The sequence below is a fragment of the Endothiovibrio diazotrophicus genome (assembly GCF_054657215.1).
On record NZ_BAAHXB010000116.1, the window covers coordinates 1 to 16,999 of the forward strand.

A 16,999-nucleotide genomic window follows, 5' to 3' on the forward strand; every position below is an offset into this window, starting at 1 on the left:
GGGATCGAGCTGCGGGAGGGCAGGAGGGCGGCCCCAATTTTTCGAAAATTCGAGGAGAATAGTGAGCTATTTGACGAGGATTTTCGGAAAAGGGCAGGGCCGTCATCCCGCTTCCGCGGCCGATTCATCCTAAGTCCGACAGGCTCCTAGCCTCGCTTTCGCGACTGTTTGACGGCATACATGCGCTGGTCCGCGACCTCCAGGAGCCGGTCGGGTTCGACGCCGTCGTGGGGCGTGAGCGCGGAACCGATGCTGGCCTTCAGAGGATATTGCCGCTCCTCGAAGACGAAGGGGGAGTCGATCTCCGTGTCGATGCGCCGGATGGCGGCTTCGATCCCCTCCGGATGTTCCAGCGGGCTGAGGATGACGCCGAACTCGTCCCCACCGAGCCGGGCGGCGGTATCGGTGTCGCGGGTCACCTTCCTGATGCGATTGGCGAATTCGAGAATGACCGCGTCACCGATACGGTGGCCATGGGTATCGTTGATCTGCTTCAGCCCGTCCATGTCGATCATCAACACGCCGGACGGGCGCGCACTCCGGTGGGTCTGGGAGACGGCGTTGCGCAACCGGTCCATGAACAGCGCGCGGTTGGCCAGCCCGGTCATGTCGTCGTGGGTCGCCTTGATGAAAAGGTCGTCGCTGTCGTATTTGACCGAGAAGAACATGGAGGCGGCGACCACTTCAGACAACATCCCGAGCAGCGCCATGTCGCCCTGACCGAACTTGTCGGGCTGTGCCGACATCGCCTTCAGCACCCCGACCGTCACCCCGCGGTGCTTGAGCGGCATGACGATCATCGAGCGCAGGCCGACCTTTTCGCACGCGGCACGGTCCACGCGCGGGTCGTCCCGGGAATCGGTACAGGCGAGCGTCTCGCCCTTCATCACGCACAGGCCGGAGAGGCTGCTCTGGATCTCCAGCCTCAGCCCCAACTGCGCGGAGGCCATTCCCGAAGCCGCGCGGTAGACCATCTCGCCGTCCTCGGCCAGTTCAATCGCCGCACCGTCGGCCTCGATCAGCGGCAGCGTCTGTTCGACGACGAACTGCATGACCCCACCCAGATCCAGGCCGAGCTTCGCGATCTCGGTCTGGATGTTGATGACCTGCAAGAGTTGTTCGGGCGACGGCATCGTTCATTCCTGTATGCGAGGCTCGGGATGAGGTCGAAAGGATACCTCCGCGAGGTGTACGATTTCCATTTCCTGGCGATCATTGAACGGGTGACAGCCCAGCCCGCCTCCGCGACCGCGATCCGGATGTTCGGAAATCGCCCGAGCCCCGATGGAGACTGCATTGCCACGAAGGACGCGAAGGGAAGAAGATGGCTCGTCAGGACACCCCGCGGTTTCCGACCCTTTTTCAGCGGTAGTTTCGTTCAGCATGGCGCCCGCGGGCGCCGTATCAAACGGAAGCACGGGATATCAGCAAAGCTGATCCATCCCTCCGAACACCCTTGGTTTCCGATCTCTTCGTACCCTTCGTGTCGAATGGTCGGCGACCCGGGCGCGGGCCGGCCGGCTACTCCACCACCTTCACCAATCCGGCCGGCGGTTCGCCGTCGGGGTAGCGGCCGTTGAGCAGCCGCAGCTGCTCCTCGGGATGGTCGGCGATGGGCGAGTGCCGGGCCAGTGTGACGAAGGTCTCGCCCCCCTTGAGCGGCCGCACCTTGAGATGCAGGGCATTGACGCGCTTGCGCTCGTCGGCCGTCATCGGGCGAAAGGTCCGGGCAACGGCGACGATCTCGGCATCGTGCTGGAAGGGGTCGTCGGCACTCTTGCTCGCCCCCTGGAAGACGAAGGCGCGGTCGCCGTGATAGAGCACCGCCACGCGCACCGGACGATTGCCCCAGGTGGTCTTGCCGTCGGTGATGCCGGTGTAGCCCTGCAGGCCGTTCAGGTCGATCTCCTGGCCCTCGCGCAGGTCGCGGATGCCGAGCCGTTCGCGGAGGAACGCCTGCGGCTCGATGCGGCGGTTGCGGTCGGCCACCGAGAGCAGCAGCCGGGCGTCACCGTCCTTGCGCCGCGCCTCCAGATTGTCGGCGTGGTTGACCAGCACCCAACCGTCGATCGCCTGCAACCGGAAATCGAGGTCGGGGTGGTAGAAGGTGTCGCCGCGGAGGATCCCCTGGCTCGCCGAATCCCCCCAGGTGAGGCCATCGAGGCGGCGCAGGAAGGCGTCGCGGTCGGTGCGCGCGGTCTCCCCGCTGCGGAACTGGTCGGCGGCGGCCACCACCTCCTGCAGGCGGGTGTCGTTGTCGGGGTGGGTGGCGAAGAGTCCGTGGTAGAGGTTGGGCTCGCGACCCTCCTCCTCGGCGCGCTGGCGCTCGTACGCCTCCTGCCCCTTGAGCACGCGGATCACCTGGATCATCGCCTGGGGGTCGTAGCCGTCGCGGGCCAGATACTCGGCGCCGAGGCGGTCGGCCTCCAGTTCGTGCTCGCGGCCGTAGCCGCGGACCACCGCGGTGCCCACCAGGTTGGCGACGTCGCCGGCCCCGCGGATGCCGGTGCCGGCGGCGATCACCGCGCCGAGCAGGCCGGTGACCACTTGGCTGGTATGCTGACGCACCGCGTGGCGGGCGGTGACGTGGCCGAGTTCGTGGCCGAGCACCGCGGCCAGCTCCGCCTCGGAGTCGAGCAGGGCGAGCAGCCCGCGGGTGATGTAGATGTAGCCGCCGGGGAGCGCGAAGGCGTTGACCTCGGGGCTGTCGAGGACGGTGAAGCGGTAGATCAGGCCGGGACGGTGGCTGTGCGCGGCCATCGCCTTGCCGACGCGGTCGACGTAGGCCTTCAGCTCGGGGTCGGCGTACTCGCCGTACTGCTTGATCACCTCGGCATTGCCCTGGCGGCCGAGGGAGAGCTCCTGCTGCTCGCTCATCAGCACCAGGTCGCTGTCGCCGGTCACCGGGTTGGCGGCACAGCCGCCGAGCAGGCCGAGGGCCGCCAGCAGCAGCCAGGGGCCGAACCGTTTCGTCATCGCCATCACTGCCCGTCTCCTCGGTCGGGTTGAAACCACGAAGTATGCTTGGGCTGGGTTGGTTGGACAAACCCCGTGCGGAGTGATCGTCGGCATTCGCGGTTCCCCCGATTGGAGAATGGGACGAACGGATCGAGGGCAAGCGGAATTCCGGAAGAACACCGCGCCCCTAACCCTCGGTGCTTCCTTTTGACACGGCGCCCGCGGGGCGCCCTATAGGGCGCCCCGTGGGCGCCATGCTGAACGAAGCCACCACTGCAAACACCTCGGGAAACGGCCGGCCAATTACGCCCCCGGTCCGATCCCCCTAAGGGCTCGCGAAGGAATAACTTCCTGTCTTGGGGCGTCGAGACGCCCCTCCGGCAAGGCGCGCAAAGGGGCGCATGCTCGTTGCATGCAACCCTTTGCGCAACGCCGCCGGAGGGAATGGATCGGCGTCCCAAGACAGGAAGTTATTCTTTCGCGAGCCCTAAGCCCGACAGGCGCCTATGCGCTCGCTCAGGAACCCGGCGATGGCCAGGGCGCGTTTGGTACGCAGGGAGTGCTGGCGTTTGAGTGCGGGGTCGCGGATCACGCGGACCTCCTTGGCGAACTTGATCACCCCCATCAGGGCAATCCAGCGCGGCAGGTCGGCGCGCTCCTCGGCGCTGAGCGGGGCACCCTGTTCGTAGGCCGCGACGAAGGCGTCGAAGCGGCGGAAGTCGGCCAGATGGACGTACTTCTCGGCCAGCGAGAACTCGAATCCACCATCCATCAGATCGGCCATCCGCGCACCGAAGAAGGCGTTGTTGAAGTCGAAGAAACGGGCCACCCCGTCACTGCCGACGATGACGTTCTTCGGCGTCACGTCGCCGTGGCAGTGGACCGCCGGGGAACGGGCGAAGAGCTGCGCCCGCTGCTCTCCCGGATAGAGCGGCTCGGCCAGCGGCGCCAAGCGGCGGAACGCCTCCGCGATATCCGCCGGATGATCGCGCTCGGCCAGATAGTTCTGGAACTGCGGCAGCCAGATCATGCAGGTGTCGTCGAAGGAGAAGCCGGTGGGCAGGTCGAGCGGCCGCTCCAGTTGCACCCGGTGGATCGCCGCCAGCGCCGGGCCGACCGCCTCCAGCGGATACTCCGGGCGCTGCTCCACCGCCCCCGGGATGCGCTCGAAGAGCAGCGCCGAAAAGCCCTCCACGGTGACCTCGCCGCCGTCGCTCGCCGGCACCACCCCGGCGGTGGGGATGCCGCGCCCCTTCAGCTGGGTGACCAGCCGCGCCTCGTAGTCGGTGTGCTCGGCGACCCGCGTGCGGTGGTAGTTGCCGGAGACCTTGAACAGCTTGAGGACGTAGGCGGCATCATGGGTGAAGACCCGGTAGAGGGCGTTCTCGGTGGAGACCCTCATCGGCTCCACCGCGGGTGCCGGAAGAGCGAAGCGCTCGCCCAGCAGGCGGGCGATCCGCCCCTCCTCCTCGCCGCGGTAGAGCACCCCGTCGCGGGCCCGGTCGTAGAAGCAGCGGGCGCCGAACTTCTTCAGGAAGGCGTCGATCTCCTCCCGATAGCCGGTGGAGGGGAGGTAGACGTAGGCGTCCAGCAGATGGTCGATGAACGGCACGTGGGGGTGGCATTCGGCCCAGTCGCCCGCCTCCCCGGCCAGCGGCACCTCGCCGACGTGGTAGACCGAGCAGTGGTTGGAGGCCTCCGGCAGGTGGAGCTTCCAGTGGCCGGGAATCTCCCCCTCGCGGGCGGGGTCGATCTCCACCAGGATATCGACGTCCGAGCCCAGCTTGGCCAGCTTGCCGTGGATGAAGGGGGCCTGGTAGCGCCCCATGTCGCCGCGGATCCCGGAACCCATGACGTGGATCCTCTCCACCGCACCGTAGGCGGCCACCTCGCGGCGCAGCGCCTCCTCCACCTGGCGCTGCAGCGTCTCCTGCACCGCGGCCGGGAAGGGCTCCTTTACCGGCTTGACGAAGCCCATGTCGAACCCCTTCAGCCGGTTGCTCCAGCTGCGATAAAGGCGGTCGGCCTCGGCGCGGCCGCCGCGGGCGACGGGGCTGAAGGGGAAGATCACCTGGCGGTTGGCCGGCGCGTAGAGCCACAGCTCCGGGTCGGTCTCGACGTTGAGCCGCTCACCGCCATCGAGGGCGAAGTAGAGTTCCAACACCTGCACCTTGATGCGGTTGATCTCGTTGACGTCAATGCGCCCCTGGCGGCGGGCCAGATAGTCGACCAGCAGCCCCACCTGATTGAGGCCGCGCCGGCGGCGGTAGTCGAGGGCGTCGAGGCCGCTGTCGGGGCGCGCCTCGACCACCAGCCGCTCGCCGCGATAGCGGCGCAGCTCGCCGGCCCCCTCCCGGGCGAAACCGATGTAGTTGAAGATGTCGCGGATCTTCGGCAGGTGGTGGCCGGCGACGCGGATCGCCAGCTTCTCACCGGGCGCGTCGCCGGCATCGAGACGGAAGTCCACCTCGTTGGCCTCCAGCAGCGCCAGCACCTCGTCGTAGCTGGCGGCATAGGGGCCGTCGACGTCGAGGGAGCGGAACAGCCGCACCAGCTCCTTGAACTCCGGCGGGTCGATGAGGAACTTGTAGTTGCGGTAGTGGAAGTGGTAGCCGTCGCCGCACTCCTCCAGCGAGAAGCGGGTGGGGTGGTACTTCACCTCGTGCTTGAGCCGCGACTCGGTCCAGATGCGCACGTCGTCCTGGTTGGCGTTGGGCAGTTGGCCGTCCTGGTAGTGTTTCTCCTCGATGATCCCCAGCAGCTCGGCGGACTGCTTGGTGAAGGCGGCGACGATGTCCTCGAACTCACCGCGGCTCAGCTCGATGCGCAGATCGCGGTAGTGGATGTGGATGTTCTCCTCCATGTCGAGGAAAAGGTTGCGGTGGCGCGGCTTGCCGAGGATATTGCCGCGGTAGAGGATCTTCTTGATGACACCCATGACGTCTCCACTGTGCGGCCCGCGGGGCCGGCGGTTGCGGCTGCGGCGGGCGCTGCTCGGCCTGCCGCTGCTGCTGGTACTGGCGCCGGCCCGGGGGGCCGACGCGGTGATCGATCTGCGCTTCGTCGTCGACGCCGGGGCCGCTCCCGACGCGGCGGCGCGCACCAAACTGCGCGAGCGCCTCACCGGCCACGTCACCACCCTCAACGGCTATTTCCGCGACAGCCGGGTGGCGCTGCGGGCACGGCTGGCGGCGGTGGACTTCACCCCCGTCGCCGAACGCGACGCGGCCCGGCTGCTCGACGCCATGTCCCGCGAGGCGCCGCCGTTCGCCGGGCTCTTCCGGCGGACCGCCGCGGTGGGGGCCGATTATACCTTCGCCCTGGTGAAGGGCCTGACCGTGCGCGGCCACGGGCGCTGCGGACGGGCGCTGAAGATCCCGCGCAGCGAGGCGGAACTGGCCTCGCCACGCAGCGCCCTGGCGGTGCTCGACGTGGCCTGCGGCCCCCACTCCCTGGCCCATGAACTGGGCCACCTGATGGGGCTCAACCACGGCGCCGCGGTGGACGCCTGCCAGCCCGGCCGCGGCCACGATCACGCCGCCGCGCCCTATGCCAACGGCTACGCCGTGGGCAACTGCGACGGCGAGCCGCAGCCCGGCGAGTTCGGCACCATCATGGTCGGCGGCTGGATGCGCACGATCCACGGCGACCAGCACGCCAGCCTGCCGCTCTTCTCCAATGCGGCGCTCCACGACCCGCGCTGCGGGAGCGATGGGCGCTGCGGCGACCCCGCGACCGGCGACGCCGCCCGCTTTCTCAATGCGCATGCCGCACTCTACGCCGGCCATCGATCGCCGCGGTGATCCATCAAAAGCGATCGGGTAATCCGGTGATCGGGTTACGACGCTCCGCGGCGTGGTACGGCACTTCAACCCCGCTGCCCTCGCTACGCACGACGCGGAGCGTCGAAGAGGGCGTCGTTACCACGCGGAGCGTGGTAACGAGGGAGGGGGGGGAGGTGGGGGGGGGCACACCACCCTCCCCCCACATACCACCTTCTGGGTACGACGCTCCGCGTCGTAACCGGCTACTTGGACGCTCTGCGTCCAGGATGTGGCACAGCGCATCAACCCCGCAGCCCTGCCTCCATCACCACGCGGAGCGTGGTGACGAGAGCAAGCGGTGGAAGGCGACCAGCTCTTCCGATTCGCGCAGCGGACAGGCATCCTCCATCACCTCTTTGACCGCGCGCAGGATATAGGGATCGTTGGCCGACGCGCGCTGCTCGCGCTCCGGCCACGCGGCGGAATCGATACCGCGGTCGCGGGCGGCCACCTTGTCCAGCCGCTCCAGTTTCTCCAGCAGCGGGCGGACGATCTTTCGCCCGCACAGCCGCCCCTCCGCCCGATTCACCGGCCCGCGGTCGCAGCCGGGGTCACAGAGCAGGGCGAGGCGGTTCCAGAAGCGCTTGGCGTCGTAGGAGCGGGTGAGCAGCTCGGCCAGCTCGGCGGGCCGCCGCGGCAGCGGTTCGTTGCGCCAGCCGCGCTCGGCCGAAAGGTTCTCGGCAAGCCGCGCCGTCCCCTCCGTGAACCAGCGGTTCTTGAAGCGGGTATAGCCGTTCTGGTAGGCGTGGAACAGCTCGTGGGCGGGGGTCAGGTTGGGCGGCGCCCAGCGGTTGCTCAGCGCGATGGCGAGCACCGGTCCGCGGGGGCCGAAGCGGCGGTAGTCGAAGTGCTGGGGTTCGTCGCCGGTGGCGCCGCGCTTGCTCTCCCCCAGGTCGATCACCTGGAGATCGATGCCGATCACCTCGCGGTAGCGCTCGCCCGCCAACGGCGACCGCAGGCCGAGCCCATCCCGGTAGGCTCGCTCCGCCCGGTCGAGCTGTTCCCACAACCCGGAGATCGCCGTACCGGCGAGCAGCGCCTCGCCCGCCTTGGTGCGGGGGCGGAAGGCGTCCGCACCGGCGAGGGTGTAGTGGAGGAGGAAGGGGCCGTGGGCCTCGCGCAGGTCGAGGGCCTCCCGCGGGCCCTTCCAGCCGGCGACCGCGAGCAGCGCCCACAGCAGCCCCGCCAGCCCCAACAACCATCCGATCGTTTTCGGCCAACCCATCGCCTACCCCTCCTTACGCACCACGGAAGGTAGCCGCGGATCCCCCCGATCGGCGGCCATGGCGCGAAAACGCGCCGCCTCCTCCGCCTCCGCGGGGCGCCCCTCCAGCAGGCGGGCCAGGCGGTACTGGGCCCGCCGCTCGCCCGCCTCGGCGGCGAGCCGCAGCCAGCGCTCCGCCTCCACCGGCGCCTCCTCCAGCAGCGCCCGGCCGAGGCGGTAGCGGGCGGCGCCGTGCCCCGCCTCGGCCAGCTCCCGCAGCAGCGCCCGCGCCCGCTGCCGGGCCGGTTCCTCCCCCGCCTCCCAGTGACGGGCGAGGCGGTAGCCCGCCATCCGGTAGCCCGACTCCCGGGCACCCTCCAGCCAGTAGAGCGCCTCGCGCTCGCGGCCGGCATCGAGCAACCGGCGGCCGTAATGGTACTGGGCGTAGGGGACACCGTAGCGGGCGGCGCGGTGGAGCCAGCCGCACTCGAAGGCGAGCTGGCGGAAATCGAGGTGTTCGAAGGGGTCGGGCTCGGCGCTCGGGTGGGCGAGCAGCGCCGTCAGCTCGTAGCCCACCGGGCGCTCGGCGGGGCTCTTGGCGAGCCAGCCGAGGAGCAGCGGGCGCAGCGCGGCGGGCACCGCGGGCGGCAGCTCGACCCGCTCCATGCAGTGGGCGGCGACCCGGTAGTCGGCGTCGTGGACCTCGGCGAAGTGGTAGGGGAGCGCGCCGCTGGCGGCCTGTACCGCCAGCCAGGCCAGGGCATAGAGGTCGCCCGAGGGGTCGTGCTCGCCGTAGAAACACTCCGGGGCGACGAACTCCTGCTTGGCGCGGATCGGCTCGGCGTGACCATCGCCCAGGGGCTCGGCCACGCCCCAGTCGAGCAGGGTGAAGCGCTCACCGTCGACCAGCACGTTGGAGGCCTTGACGTCCTTGTGCAGCCAGCCGCGGCGGTGGACCTCGGCGAGCAACGGGAGCAGCCCTTCGAGCAGCCGCGCCACCCCGTCACCGTCCAGCGTCCCCGCGCGGCGCAGGCGGCGGTCGAGGCGCTCGCCGGCGAGGCGCTCGGTGACGATGCACAGCCGTCCCGCCGCGTCGCGCCCATAGTCGAGCAGCTCCGCCACGCCGGGGGCCCCTTGCAGCGCGCCCAGCGCCGCCACCTCGCGCTGGAAGGTGTTGGCGTGGTGCGGGTCGTGGTAGACCTTCACCGCATGCCCCTCCCCCGGGGCGCCGTAGACCGCGGCATAGCCGCCGCCGCCGAGCCGCTCGCCGGGAGTCCACGGCCAGGGTCCGAGACGGCGGATCATGGCGCGCCCCCCTCTTCCCGCTCCCAGTGGGGCAGCAGCTTGGCGAAGAACGAGGCGACGTGCTGGATGGTGTCGATGCGGAACCACTGGCGGGTCTGCTTGAAGCGGATGCCGCCGAGGGCGAGCCGCGGGTTGCGGGCGTGGTAGATGGCGGTCTCGTCGTTGACCAGTTGGAGCAGCGCCCAGGCGGCCAGCCGCAGCGCCCGCCACAGGTCGCGCGCCTTCGCCTCCTCGCCCATCTTGCGGGCCAGCTCGTAGGCCCCCAGCAGCCCCTCGCAACGGGCGCCGTCGGTGTAGGGGAAGTCGCCCCACTGGTAGTGGAAGCCGCCGGCGTAGTCCGGATAGGGGGCGTCGCTCACCTTGTAGAGGTGGTCGACCATGGTCGCGGCGTCGGTGAAGACGAACTCGGCGTAGCGCGGGTCGCGCATCGGCGCGAAGTCCCACAGCTCCATGATCCCCATCATCAGCCAGGAGTCGGAGGGGAGCGCAGTGTAGTGCTCGGCGTGCTCGCCGGGGCGCACCTCGATCAGGTAGTGGAGCGCCCGGTGCAGGGCGGCGAACCATGGGCCGCGCTCCTCCTCCGCCACCAGGTGGAGGTACTTGGCCAGGCCGCAGACCGCCTCGCCGGGGTAGTAGAAGGAGAAGTGGGCGCCGTTCTCCGCCTCGCTCACCGGTTGGTCGAGATAGACGTTGTAGTAGATGAACTCGCCGCTTGCGGTGATCTGGTGGCGCAGGTGCCAGGCGATGCGCTCCGCCCACTCCCGGTAGCGGTCGTCGCCACTCAGCCGCTGGTACTCCGCCAGCAGGTAGAGGGCGATGCCGGAGCCACCCAGCTTCGCCTTGCGCTCGTGGAAGATGTAGGCCCCCTCGCGCCCTGCGTACTCCTGGACGCGGGTCTGGGCCACCAGGAAGTCGATGGCACGGCGGATGTTCTCCAGGGTGGTGCCGCGGCCGCTCCACTTCTCGAAATAGGCGCAGGTGAGTCCGCCGCCGCCATGGCGCAGGATGTTGTAGAACGGATTACGCTCGGGGTCCCGTTTCGGGTGTTCGTGATCGCGGCGGGAGTCGGCGGCGGCGTCGTAGTAGTAGAGGAAGCGGCCGTCCGCCTGCTGGGTGCGCTGGATGTGATCCACCGCCAACTCCACGGCCCGTGCCAGCTTGCCGTGACCGAGCGCCCCTACCACCGGGTGGCCGCGGTAGAGCCGGGCCCACCCCTCGCCGTCGCAGACGAAGCTCGCGGAGCGGAAGCGCTCGCAGCGGGCCTCGGCCAGATAGGGCTCGCCGTGGACCCGGCGCAGGTAGTCGCGCAGTTGCCCCATGCCGAGGGTCGAGCGGACGTAGGCGTCACCGGGGGTGAAGATGTGCAGCCGGCCGTCGGCCCCGCGCAGCAGCAGGCCGTCTAGCCCCACCTCGAAGTGGCGCTCGCCGCGGCGGCTCATCCCCACCTGCTCCAACGCCACGGGGGCCGGGGGCTCCACCACGAAATCGAGCTGCAGGCGGAACGGCGCCGCGGCCAGCGCCGCCAGGCGGGGGTGGCGGAACAGCGGCGCCATCACCGCGGAGAGGGCGGGATGGGCGTCGCGGCTCACCAGGATCCGCTGGTGGCCGGGGGCGTAGAGGATCAGGATCAGCCGCTCATAGCGCTGGGGAAAGCGGCTGTCGGCAAACGCGCGGTCGATCCCGGCCGCTGCCGACCGCTCCAGGCGACTGGCCCGAATCGCCTCACGCATCCGCGCCAGCAGCGTCCGCTCGGCATCGCCGGCCTGGAACAGCGGCATCCACTGCTCCGGCTCGGCGTAGTGGCGGGGGTCGCGGTGGCGGATCGCCAGACCGCTCTTCTCACCAGGCGCGGCGGAAGGCACGTTGATCCGCCGCTCCTGGCGCGCATTGTAGAGGGCGTGCATGGCCGCCGGGCGGAGGCTCCGCTTCAATTGGCGCAACCCCTCCGAACCCATATCGGAGGAGTCATTGACCAGCGGGCACTCCGCCATCGCGGAGAGGAAGTGGTAGCGCTGGAAGTAGCTCAGACCGCGCACCTGCGGGTCGGCCTTGGCAATGAAAAAGACGCCGAGGCCGGCACGCAGCTCGCCGCCGAAGGCGAACGCACGCAACTGCCCGTCGATGCGGATCACCTCGCCGCGCAGGTCGGTATCGGGAAGCTGCGGGGCCAGCTCGATGCAGGCGCGGTTGTAGCCGCGATCGCGCAGCGAGGCGTACTTCCGCCCCTGGCCCCGCTCCCACTCGTCGAGCAGCGCCAGGCAGTCGGTTGAATCCTCCGCACGGAAGGGGGCGACGGCGAGACCGTCGAGTGCCTCCACCCGGCTGAGGTTGCGGCGCAGGGTACGGAAGGCGCCGCCACTCAGATCGGCGTAGTCCGCCGGGCGGTAGAGGTACTCCTCTTCGCGGAACCGCTCGCGCAGGCCGGCCACCTCGCGCACCGCGGACAGGTCCTGCTGGTCGATCCAATAGACCCGCGCGGAGCGGTCGCCGTTGTAGTCGTTGGCCAGCTCCAGGGCACGGGCGAGCGAGGCGGGGTCGGCCGGCAAAGGCGGCGCGAACAGGTCGAGGCGCGGGTGCTTCCCGCCGGAGAGGACGAAGAGCGCCCGCCCACCCGGCTCCCCGCTCCACACCACGGAGCGCTTCGGGCTGCGGTCGACGCTCAACAGGAAGGGGTAGTAGAAGGCCGACGCCCACTGGCCACCCGCTTCGAGCGCGTGCTTGTGCGCGGCCATCTCCTCCACCCGCAGGGGCTGGAGGCCCGCCGGAAGCGCCGCCGTCACCTCACCCACCGCTCCCCTCCCCGGCCGGCTCGCGCAGCCGTTGGGTGATCACGTACATCCGCTCGTTGCGATCCCCCTTCACCAACAGCAGATCCTCCGGCCGCAGTCGTCGGCGCAGCGGCTCCACCACCGCCTCGGGCGTCGCCCAGTGCTCCCACGACAGGGAACCGCCCTCCAGCAGCGGCGCGAACTCCGCCCGTTCGCCGACGGTGTGGACCTCGTCGAACCCCGCCTCGGCAATCCAGCGCCGCAGCCGCTCCACCGGCAGCAGCCGCCACACCAGGGGACCATACTCCCGCTCGTCGTAGAGGTGACCGAGAACCAGCCGCTTGCGCCCCCCCGGCCCCGCCGTCAGGCGCGCCGCGGTGCGGAAGAAATCCTCCACCCCCAGCAGATAGCAGCGGTGGCTCTGGTCATAGACCCGACACGTCCCACCCGCCACCGGCAGCCGGTAGAGGCTGCCGGAGGTCTCGTGGGGCGCCACCGTCGCGAACCGCTCCAGTGCAGACTCCACCGGCACACCCATCAGTGCCATCGCCGCCAGCACGCCGACGCTGCTCATCGGCGCATGCCCCTCCACCAGGGGCAGGAAATAGTCCACCCGCTCGCCGTCGATCTCCGCGGCCACCGCCCACCCTTCGCGGCGCGGATCGAACACAGCATCGAGCAGCCGGCCGAAATCGCCGGGGCGGTCACCGAAGGTGACGAGCGGCACCTCGCGACGGGCGCGGATCGCCGCCCGCAGGACGTCGAAGTAGCGGGGGTCGGAGCGGACCAGACAGCGGCCGTCGTCGGTAAGGCCGGTGACCACCGACGCCTTCGCCTCGATCAGCCGCTCACGGGAGCCGTGCCGGGTCAGGTGTTCGTAGCCGATCTCGGTGATCACGCAGAGCTCGGGGCGCACCAGCCGGGCACGGCGCTCGCCGTAGTGCAGGCGGGGCACCGCCACCTCGATCACGGTAAGGGCGTGGTGCGGGCGGGTGTTGGCCAGGGAGGAGCAGATGCCGCGCTCCATGTTGTTGCTGTCGAGGCGGGCGTTGACCGCCACCTGCCCCGAGGCGAGGTGGTGGAACAGCACCTTGAAGCCGGTCTTCCCCTCGGTGCCGGTGACCAGCAGGCGCCGCGCCGGCGCCTTGTCGCGGGCCGCCTCGGCGATCGCCTCCAGCGCCCGATAGGTATCGGCGACCCGCAGCAGCGGCAAGGGAGCATCGAGATCGGCCGTCTCACGCACCACCGCCCCGGCGGCGCCCCGCGCCACCAGCCGTTCGAGGGTTTGCGGCGACTCGCTGGGCGTCTTCACCCGCCGCCACTGCTCGCGGTTGGTGGTGACCAGCAGATCGCCGCGGCGGGCGCTCTGCGGATTGAGCGCGAGTCGGGTGATCGGCCCGGCAGCGGGCGTGGACCAGACGCCGCCGGTCGCCGCCGCCAGCTCCTCCGGCGAGAGGATCAACACTTCAGCCGCCTCGCTCATCGCGCCATTCTACCGCGCGCCGTACGGCGTCGGGCGTACCGTTTTGGTTGGGCCGCTTTTCACTACGAAGTATTTCCGACCGTGCGGGGCCGATGCCCCGCCAACCGCCTTCCCGCACGTTCCCCTTCTTGTCCTTCGTGTTGAATCAAACCCTCAACCGAGAGCAACGGCGTGTCCGACCGGGCACCGATGCGACCGACGACCGAGGCCCCCGCCCGACCATCTCCTTCGTGGTAAGGAGCCTCGTCCCGACCGGATCCACTACCACTCGATCCGGTCGATGTCGTGGAAGTCGATGGAACCGTCGTCGGTGTCGATAGTACCGGAGCCGCCATCGACGTCGACCTGACCATGGTCGCCATCGATCACCACCGGCTCCCCTTCGATCTCCAGCGTCCAGCCGCCGGCGTCGAGACTGCCGGCCGGTCCACCACCGACATCCATCTCGATCACGTCGGTCCACCCGCCACCGCCGCCATTCACGGTCACGTCGCCTTCGAAGTCGCCGAAGATGAAGAGGTCGTTCCCCTCATCGCCGAAGAAGGCGTCGTCGCCATCGGAGGCGAAGAAGGTGTCGTTGCCCGCGCCACCGTAGAGTACGTCGTCACCGCCCTCGCCGTTCAACCAGTCGTCGCCGGCCCCACCGCTGATCCAGTCATCGCCGCTGCCGCCATCGAGCTGATCGTCACCCGATCCGCCGAAGAGCACGTCGTCACCGCCCTGCCCGTCGATGGCATCGTCACCGTGACCACCGAACAGCCAGTTGTCGTGGGCATTCCCGGTCACGTCGTTGAACGAACCCTCCGGATCGCCGGCACCGGCCTGAACATTTTCCGCCTGGTTGCCGTCACCGGATTGGCCATGCGCGCCCTGGCCCCCATTGCCGTGGCCGTTGTCGTCGCAGGAGCCACCGGTGTCGTCATCGGCGTCCGTATCCGCGTCATCGTCGGCATCGCCCTGGGCGTTCTCGGCGTTGTTGTTGTCGCCGGAGTTCCCGGGGGCATCCTGGTCGCCATTGCCATGACCATTGTTGCCGCCGGAGACACCGGAACCGTTGTCGTCATCGGCATCCGTATCGGCGTCATCGTCGGCATCGGCCTGTACGTGGTCGCCGGCGTGGCGTCCATCGGAGTGGTCGTGCCCACCGTGATGGCCATGGCCATGCCCACCGCTATCGCAAGATCCGCCGCCGCCTTGATCATCGTCGGCATCCGAATCCGCATCGGAATCGGCGTCCGCATCGGAATCGGCGTCGTCGTCTGCATCACCTTGGCCGTTCCCGGCGTCGCCGCCGTCACCGTAGCCGTCGTTGCCCCCGGCCCCTCCTGAGCCCTCCTCCTGTCCACCCGCCTCGCCGCCGCCCAACGTCACCGTCTCGTCGTTGAACTGAAGGGTCTCCACATCGGTGACCTGCGCGCTGAGGAAGTTGTTGTGCAGATGCTCAGCAGGGCTGATGGAGTAGGTCCCATCACCGTTATCGGTTACCTCGTAATCGGCACGATTGCCATCGATCACCAACGTGTCGCTTCCGGCGCCACCGTCGATCTGGTGACCGTGACCCTGGTTGCTCAGGTGGATGGTGTCATCCCCCTCGCCGCCCTCCACGGTGGTGCGGTGGGTCCAGTCATTTCCGGAGTACATGTGGATGGTGTCGTCACCGGCACCGCCGTCGAGCACCGTGTCGTTGCCCTTGACGCCGTTGATGGTGTCGTCGCCGTCGCCGCCGTTGATGACCGCGTTGTGCATCCAGTTGTTGCTGGCATTGATCACATCGTCACCATCACCCGCGTTCACCGTCTGCCGGTCACCGCTGTCGAGATTGATGGTGTCGTTCTGATCGGTGCCATCCACGACTCCATCGTGGTTGTGCTGTGGCGCGTTGATCACATTGTCGCCGCCGGGCGTGCCGCCATCGTCCTCCGCGTCACTGTCGGTATCGGCATCGGCGTCATCGTCCGCGTCTCCCTGACCGTTCTCGGCGTTGTTGTTGTCGCCGGAGTTTCCGGGCGCGTCCTGGTCGCCGTTGCCGTAGCCGTTGTTGCCGCCCGACCCGTTGTCCTGATCGTCATCCGCGTCCCCATCGGAATCGGCGTCGGCATCATCGTCGGCATCGCCCTGGTATCCACCAGCGTGTCCATGGCCGCCATGGTGGCCATGGTGGCCATGGTGGCCATGGTGGCCATGTCCACCGCCGCCGTCGCATGACCCGCCGTCCCCTTGGTCGTCGTCGGCATCGCTATCCGCATCGGCGTCGCTATCCGCGTCGGCATCGCTGTCCGCATCCGCGTCGCTGTCTGCGTCGGCATCGCTGTCCGCATCCGCGTCGCTATCCGCATCGGCATCACTATCCGCGTCCGCGTCGCTGTCTGCGTCGGCATCACTGTCCGCATCCGCGTCGCTGTCTGCGTCGGCATCGCTGTCCGCATCCGCGTCGCTATCCGCGTCGGCATCACTGTCCGCATCCGCGTCGCTATCCGCGTCGGCATCACTATCCGCGTCCGCGTCGCTGTCTGCGTCGGCATCGCTGTCCGCATCCGCGTCGCTATCCGCGTCCGCGTCGCTGTCTGCGTCGGCATCGCTGTCCGCATCCGCGTCGCTGTCTGCGTCGGCATCACTGTCCGCATCCGCGTCGCTATCCGCGTCGGCATCACTATCCGCATCCGCGTCGCTGTCTGCGTCGGCATCGCTGTCCGCATCCGCGTCGCTGTCTGCGTCGGCATCGCTGTCCGCATCCGCGTCGCTATCCGCGTCAGCATCACTATCCGCGTCCGCGTCGCTGTCTGCGTCGGCATCGCTATCCGCATCCGCGTCGCTGTCTGCGTCGGCATCGCTGTCCGCATCCGCGTCGCTGTCTGCGTCGGCATCGCTGTCCGCATCCGCGTCGCTATCCGCGTCGGCATCACTATCCGCATCCGCGTCGCTATCCGCGTCAGCATCACTATCCGCGTCCGCGTCGCTGTCTGCGTCGGCATCGCTGTCCGCATCCGCGTCATCGTCCGCGTCGGCATCGCTGTCCGCGTCCGCATCGTCATCCGCATCCGCATCCGCATCCGCATCACTGTCCGCGTCCGCGTCGTCATCCGCATCCGCATCACTGTCCGCGTCCGCATCGTCATCCGCATCCGCATCACTGTCCGCGTCCGCGTCGTCATCCGCATCACTGTCCGCGTCCGCGTCGTCATCCGCATCCGCATCACTGTCCGCGTCCGCGTCGTCATCCGCATCCGCATCACTGTCCGCGTCCGCGTCGTCATCCGCATCCGCATCACTGTCCGCGTCCGCGTCGTCATCCGCATCCGCATCCGCATCACTGTCCGCGTCGGCGTCATCATCCGCATCAGCGTCGGCATCACTGTCATCGTCATCGTCCGACGGGGACGTGGGCGTTGTGGAAGTCGTTGCTGTAGTCGGAGTAGTTGCGGACGTCGTGGTAGTCGGCGTCGTCGCGGACGTTACC

The 16,999-nt window shown here is 69.1% G+C and carries 11 protein-coding genes; 3 read left to right on the top strand and 8 right to left on the bottom strand.

From position 1 onward, the window contains the following. Positions 1-146: 146 nt before the first annotated feature. The 3 genes from ACYQ2W_RS21285 to ACYQ2W_RS21295 all read right to left on the bottom strand — a co-directional run bounded on the left by ACYQ2W_RS21285 (position 147) and on the right by ACYQ2W_RS21295 (position 5,896). A complete protein-coding gene (locus ACYQ2W_RS21285) occupies positions 147-1,133 on the bottom strand; it encodes a GAF domain-containing protein (protein WP_459871887.1) in 987 nt (328 codons plus the stop codon). Between the two features lie 388 nt (positions 1,134-1,521). Beyond that, on the bottom strand, positions 1,522-2,982 hold the full coding sequence (locus tag ACYQ2W_RS21290) for a M48 family metalloprotease (protein WP_459871889.1): 1,461 nt from the start codon (positions 2,980-2,982) through the stop codon (positions 1,522-1,524). Positions 2,983-3,445: 463 nt separating this feature from the next. Beyond that, positions 3,446-5,896 (bottom strand): phosphotransferase enzyme family protein, encoded by a 2,451-nt coding sequence (locus tag ACYQ2W_RS21295; RefSeq protein ID WP_459871891.1) that lies wholly within the window; start codon positions 5,894-5,896, stop codon positions 3,446-3,448. Between ACYQ2W_RS21295 and ACYQ2W_RS21300 the strand changes: the two genes are divergently transcribed. Beyond that, positions 5,886-6,761 (top strand): hypothetical protein, encoded by an 876-nt coding sequence (locus ACYQ2W_RS21300; protein WP_459871893.1) that lies wholly within the window; start codon positions 5,886-5,888, stop codon positions 6,759-6,761. The two genes, ACYQ2W_RS21295 and ACYQ2W_RS21300, sit on opposite strands and share 11 nt — an antisense overlap. A 286-nt stretch (positions 6,762-7,047) precedes the next feature. Here ACYQ2W_RS21300 and ACYQ2W_RS21305 read toward each other — a convergent pair whose 3' ends face one another. The 5 genes from ACYQ2W_RS21305 to ACYQ2W_RS21325 form a co-directional block, all read right to left on the bottom strand. Then, positions 7,048-8,007, bottom strand: a complete 960-nt coding sequence (locus tag ACYQ2W_RS21305) for a hypothetical protein (RefSeq protein ID WP_459871896.1) — start codon at positions 8,005-8,007, stop codon at positions 7,048-7,050. Positions 8,008-8,010: 3 nt separating this feature from the next. Beyond that, positions 8,011-9,291, bottom strand: coding sequence for a Sel1-like repeat-containing protein kinase family protein (locus tag ACYQ2W_RS21310; protein ID WP_459871899.1), 1,281 nt, complete (start codon positions 9,289-9,291; stop codon positions 8,011-8,013). Next, positions 9,288-12,080 carry a hypothetical protein gene (locus tag ACYQ2W_RS21315; protein ID WP_459871902.1) on the bottom strand — a complete coding sequence of 931 codons (2,793 nt, stop codon included), beginning with the start codon at positions 12,078-12,080 and terminating at the stop codon, positions 9,288-9,290. The genes ACYQ2W_RS21310 and ACYQ2W_RS21315 overlap by 4 nt, the downstream gene beginning before the upstream one ends. Continuing rightward, positions 12,073-13,542, bottom strand: a complete 1,470-nt coding sequence (locus tag ACYQ2W_RS21320; RefSeq protein WP_459871905.1) for a Mur ligase family protein — start codon at positions 13,540-13,542, stop codon at positions 12,073-12,075. The genes ACYQ2W_RS21315 and ACYQ2W_RS21320 overlap by 8 nt, the downstream gene beginning before the upstream one ends. A gap of 261 nt (positions 13,543-13,803) precedes the next feature. Further along, positions 13,804-15,393 carry a calcium-binding protein gene (locus ACYQ2W_RS21325; protein WP_459871908.1) on the bottom strand — a complete coding sequence of 530 codons (1,590 nt, stop codon included), beginning with the start codon at positions 15,391-15,393 and terminating at the stop codon, positions 13,804-13,806. A 9-nt stretch (positions 15,394-15,402) separates the two neighbouring features. On the opposite strand from ACYQ2W_RS21325, the gene ACYQ2W_RS21330 reads away from it, so the two are divergent. Together ACYQ2W_RS21330 and ACYQ2W_RS21335 are read left to right on the top strand one after the other, a co-directional pair. Continuing rightward, entirely contained in the window at positions 15,403-15,747 is a 345-nt protein-coding gene (locus tag ACYQ2W_RS21330) for a hypothetical protein (protein WP_459871912.1), read from the top strand. Positions 15,748-15,759: 12 nt separating this feature from the next. Next, positions 15,760-16,999, top strand: a 1,240-nt coding sequence (locus ACYQ2W_RS21335) for a hypothetical protein (protein WP_459871915.1), incomplete at its 3' end; no start/stop codon positions are given.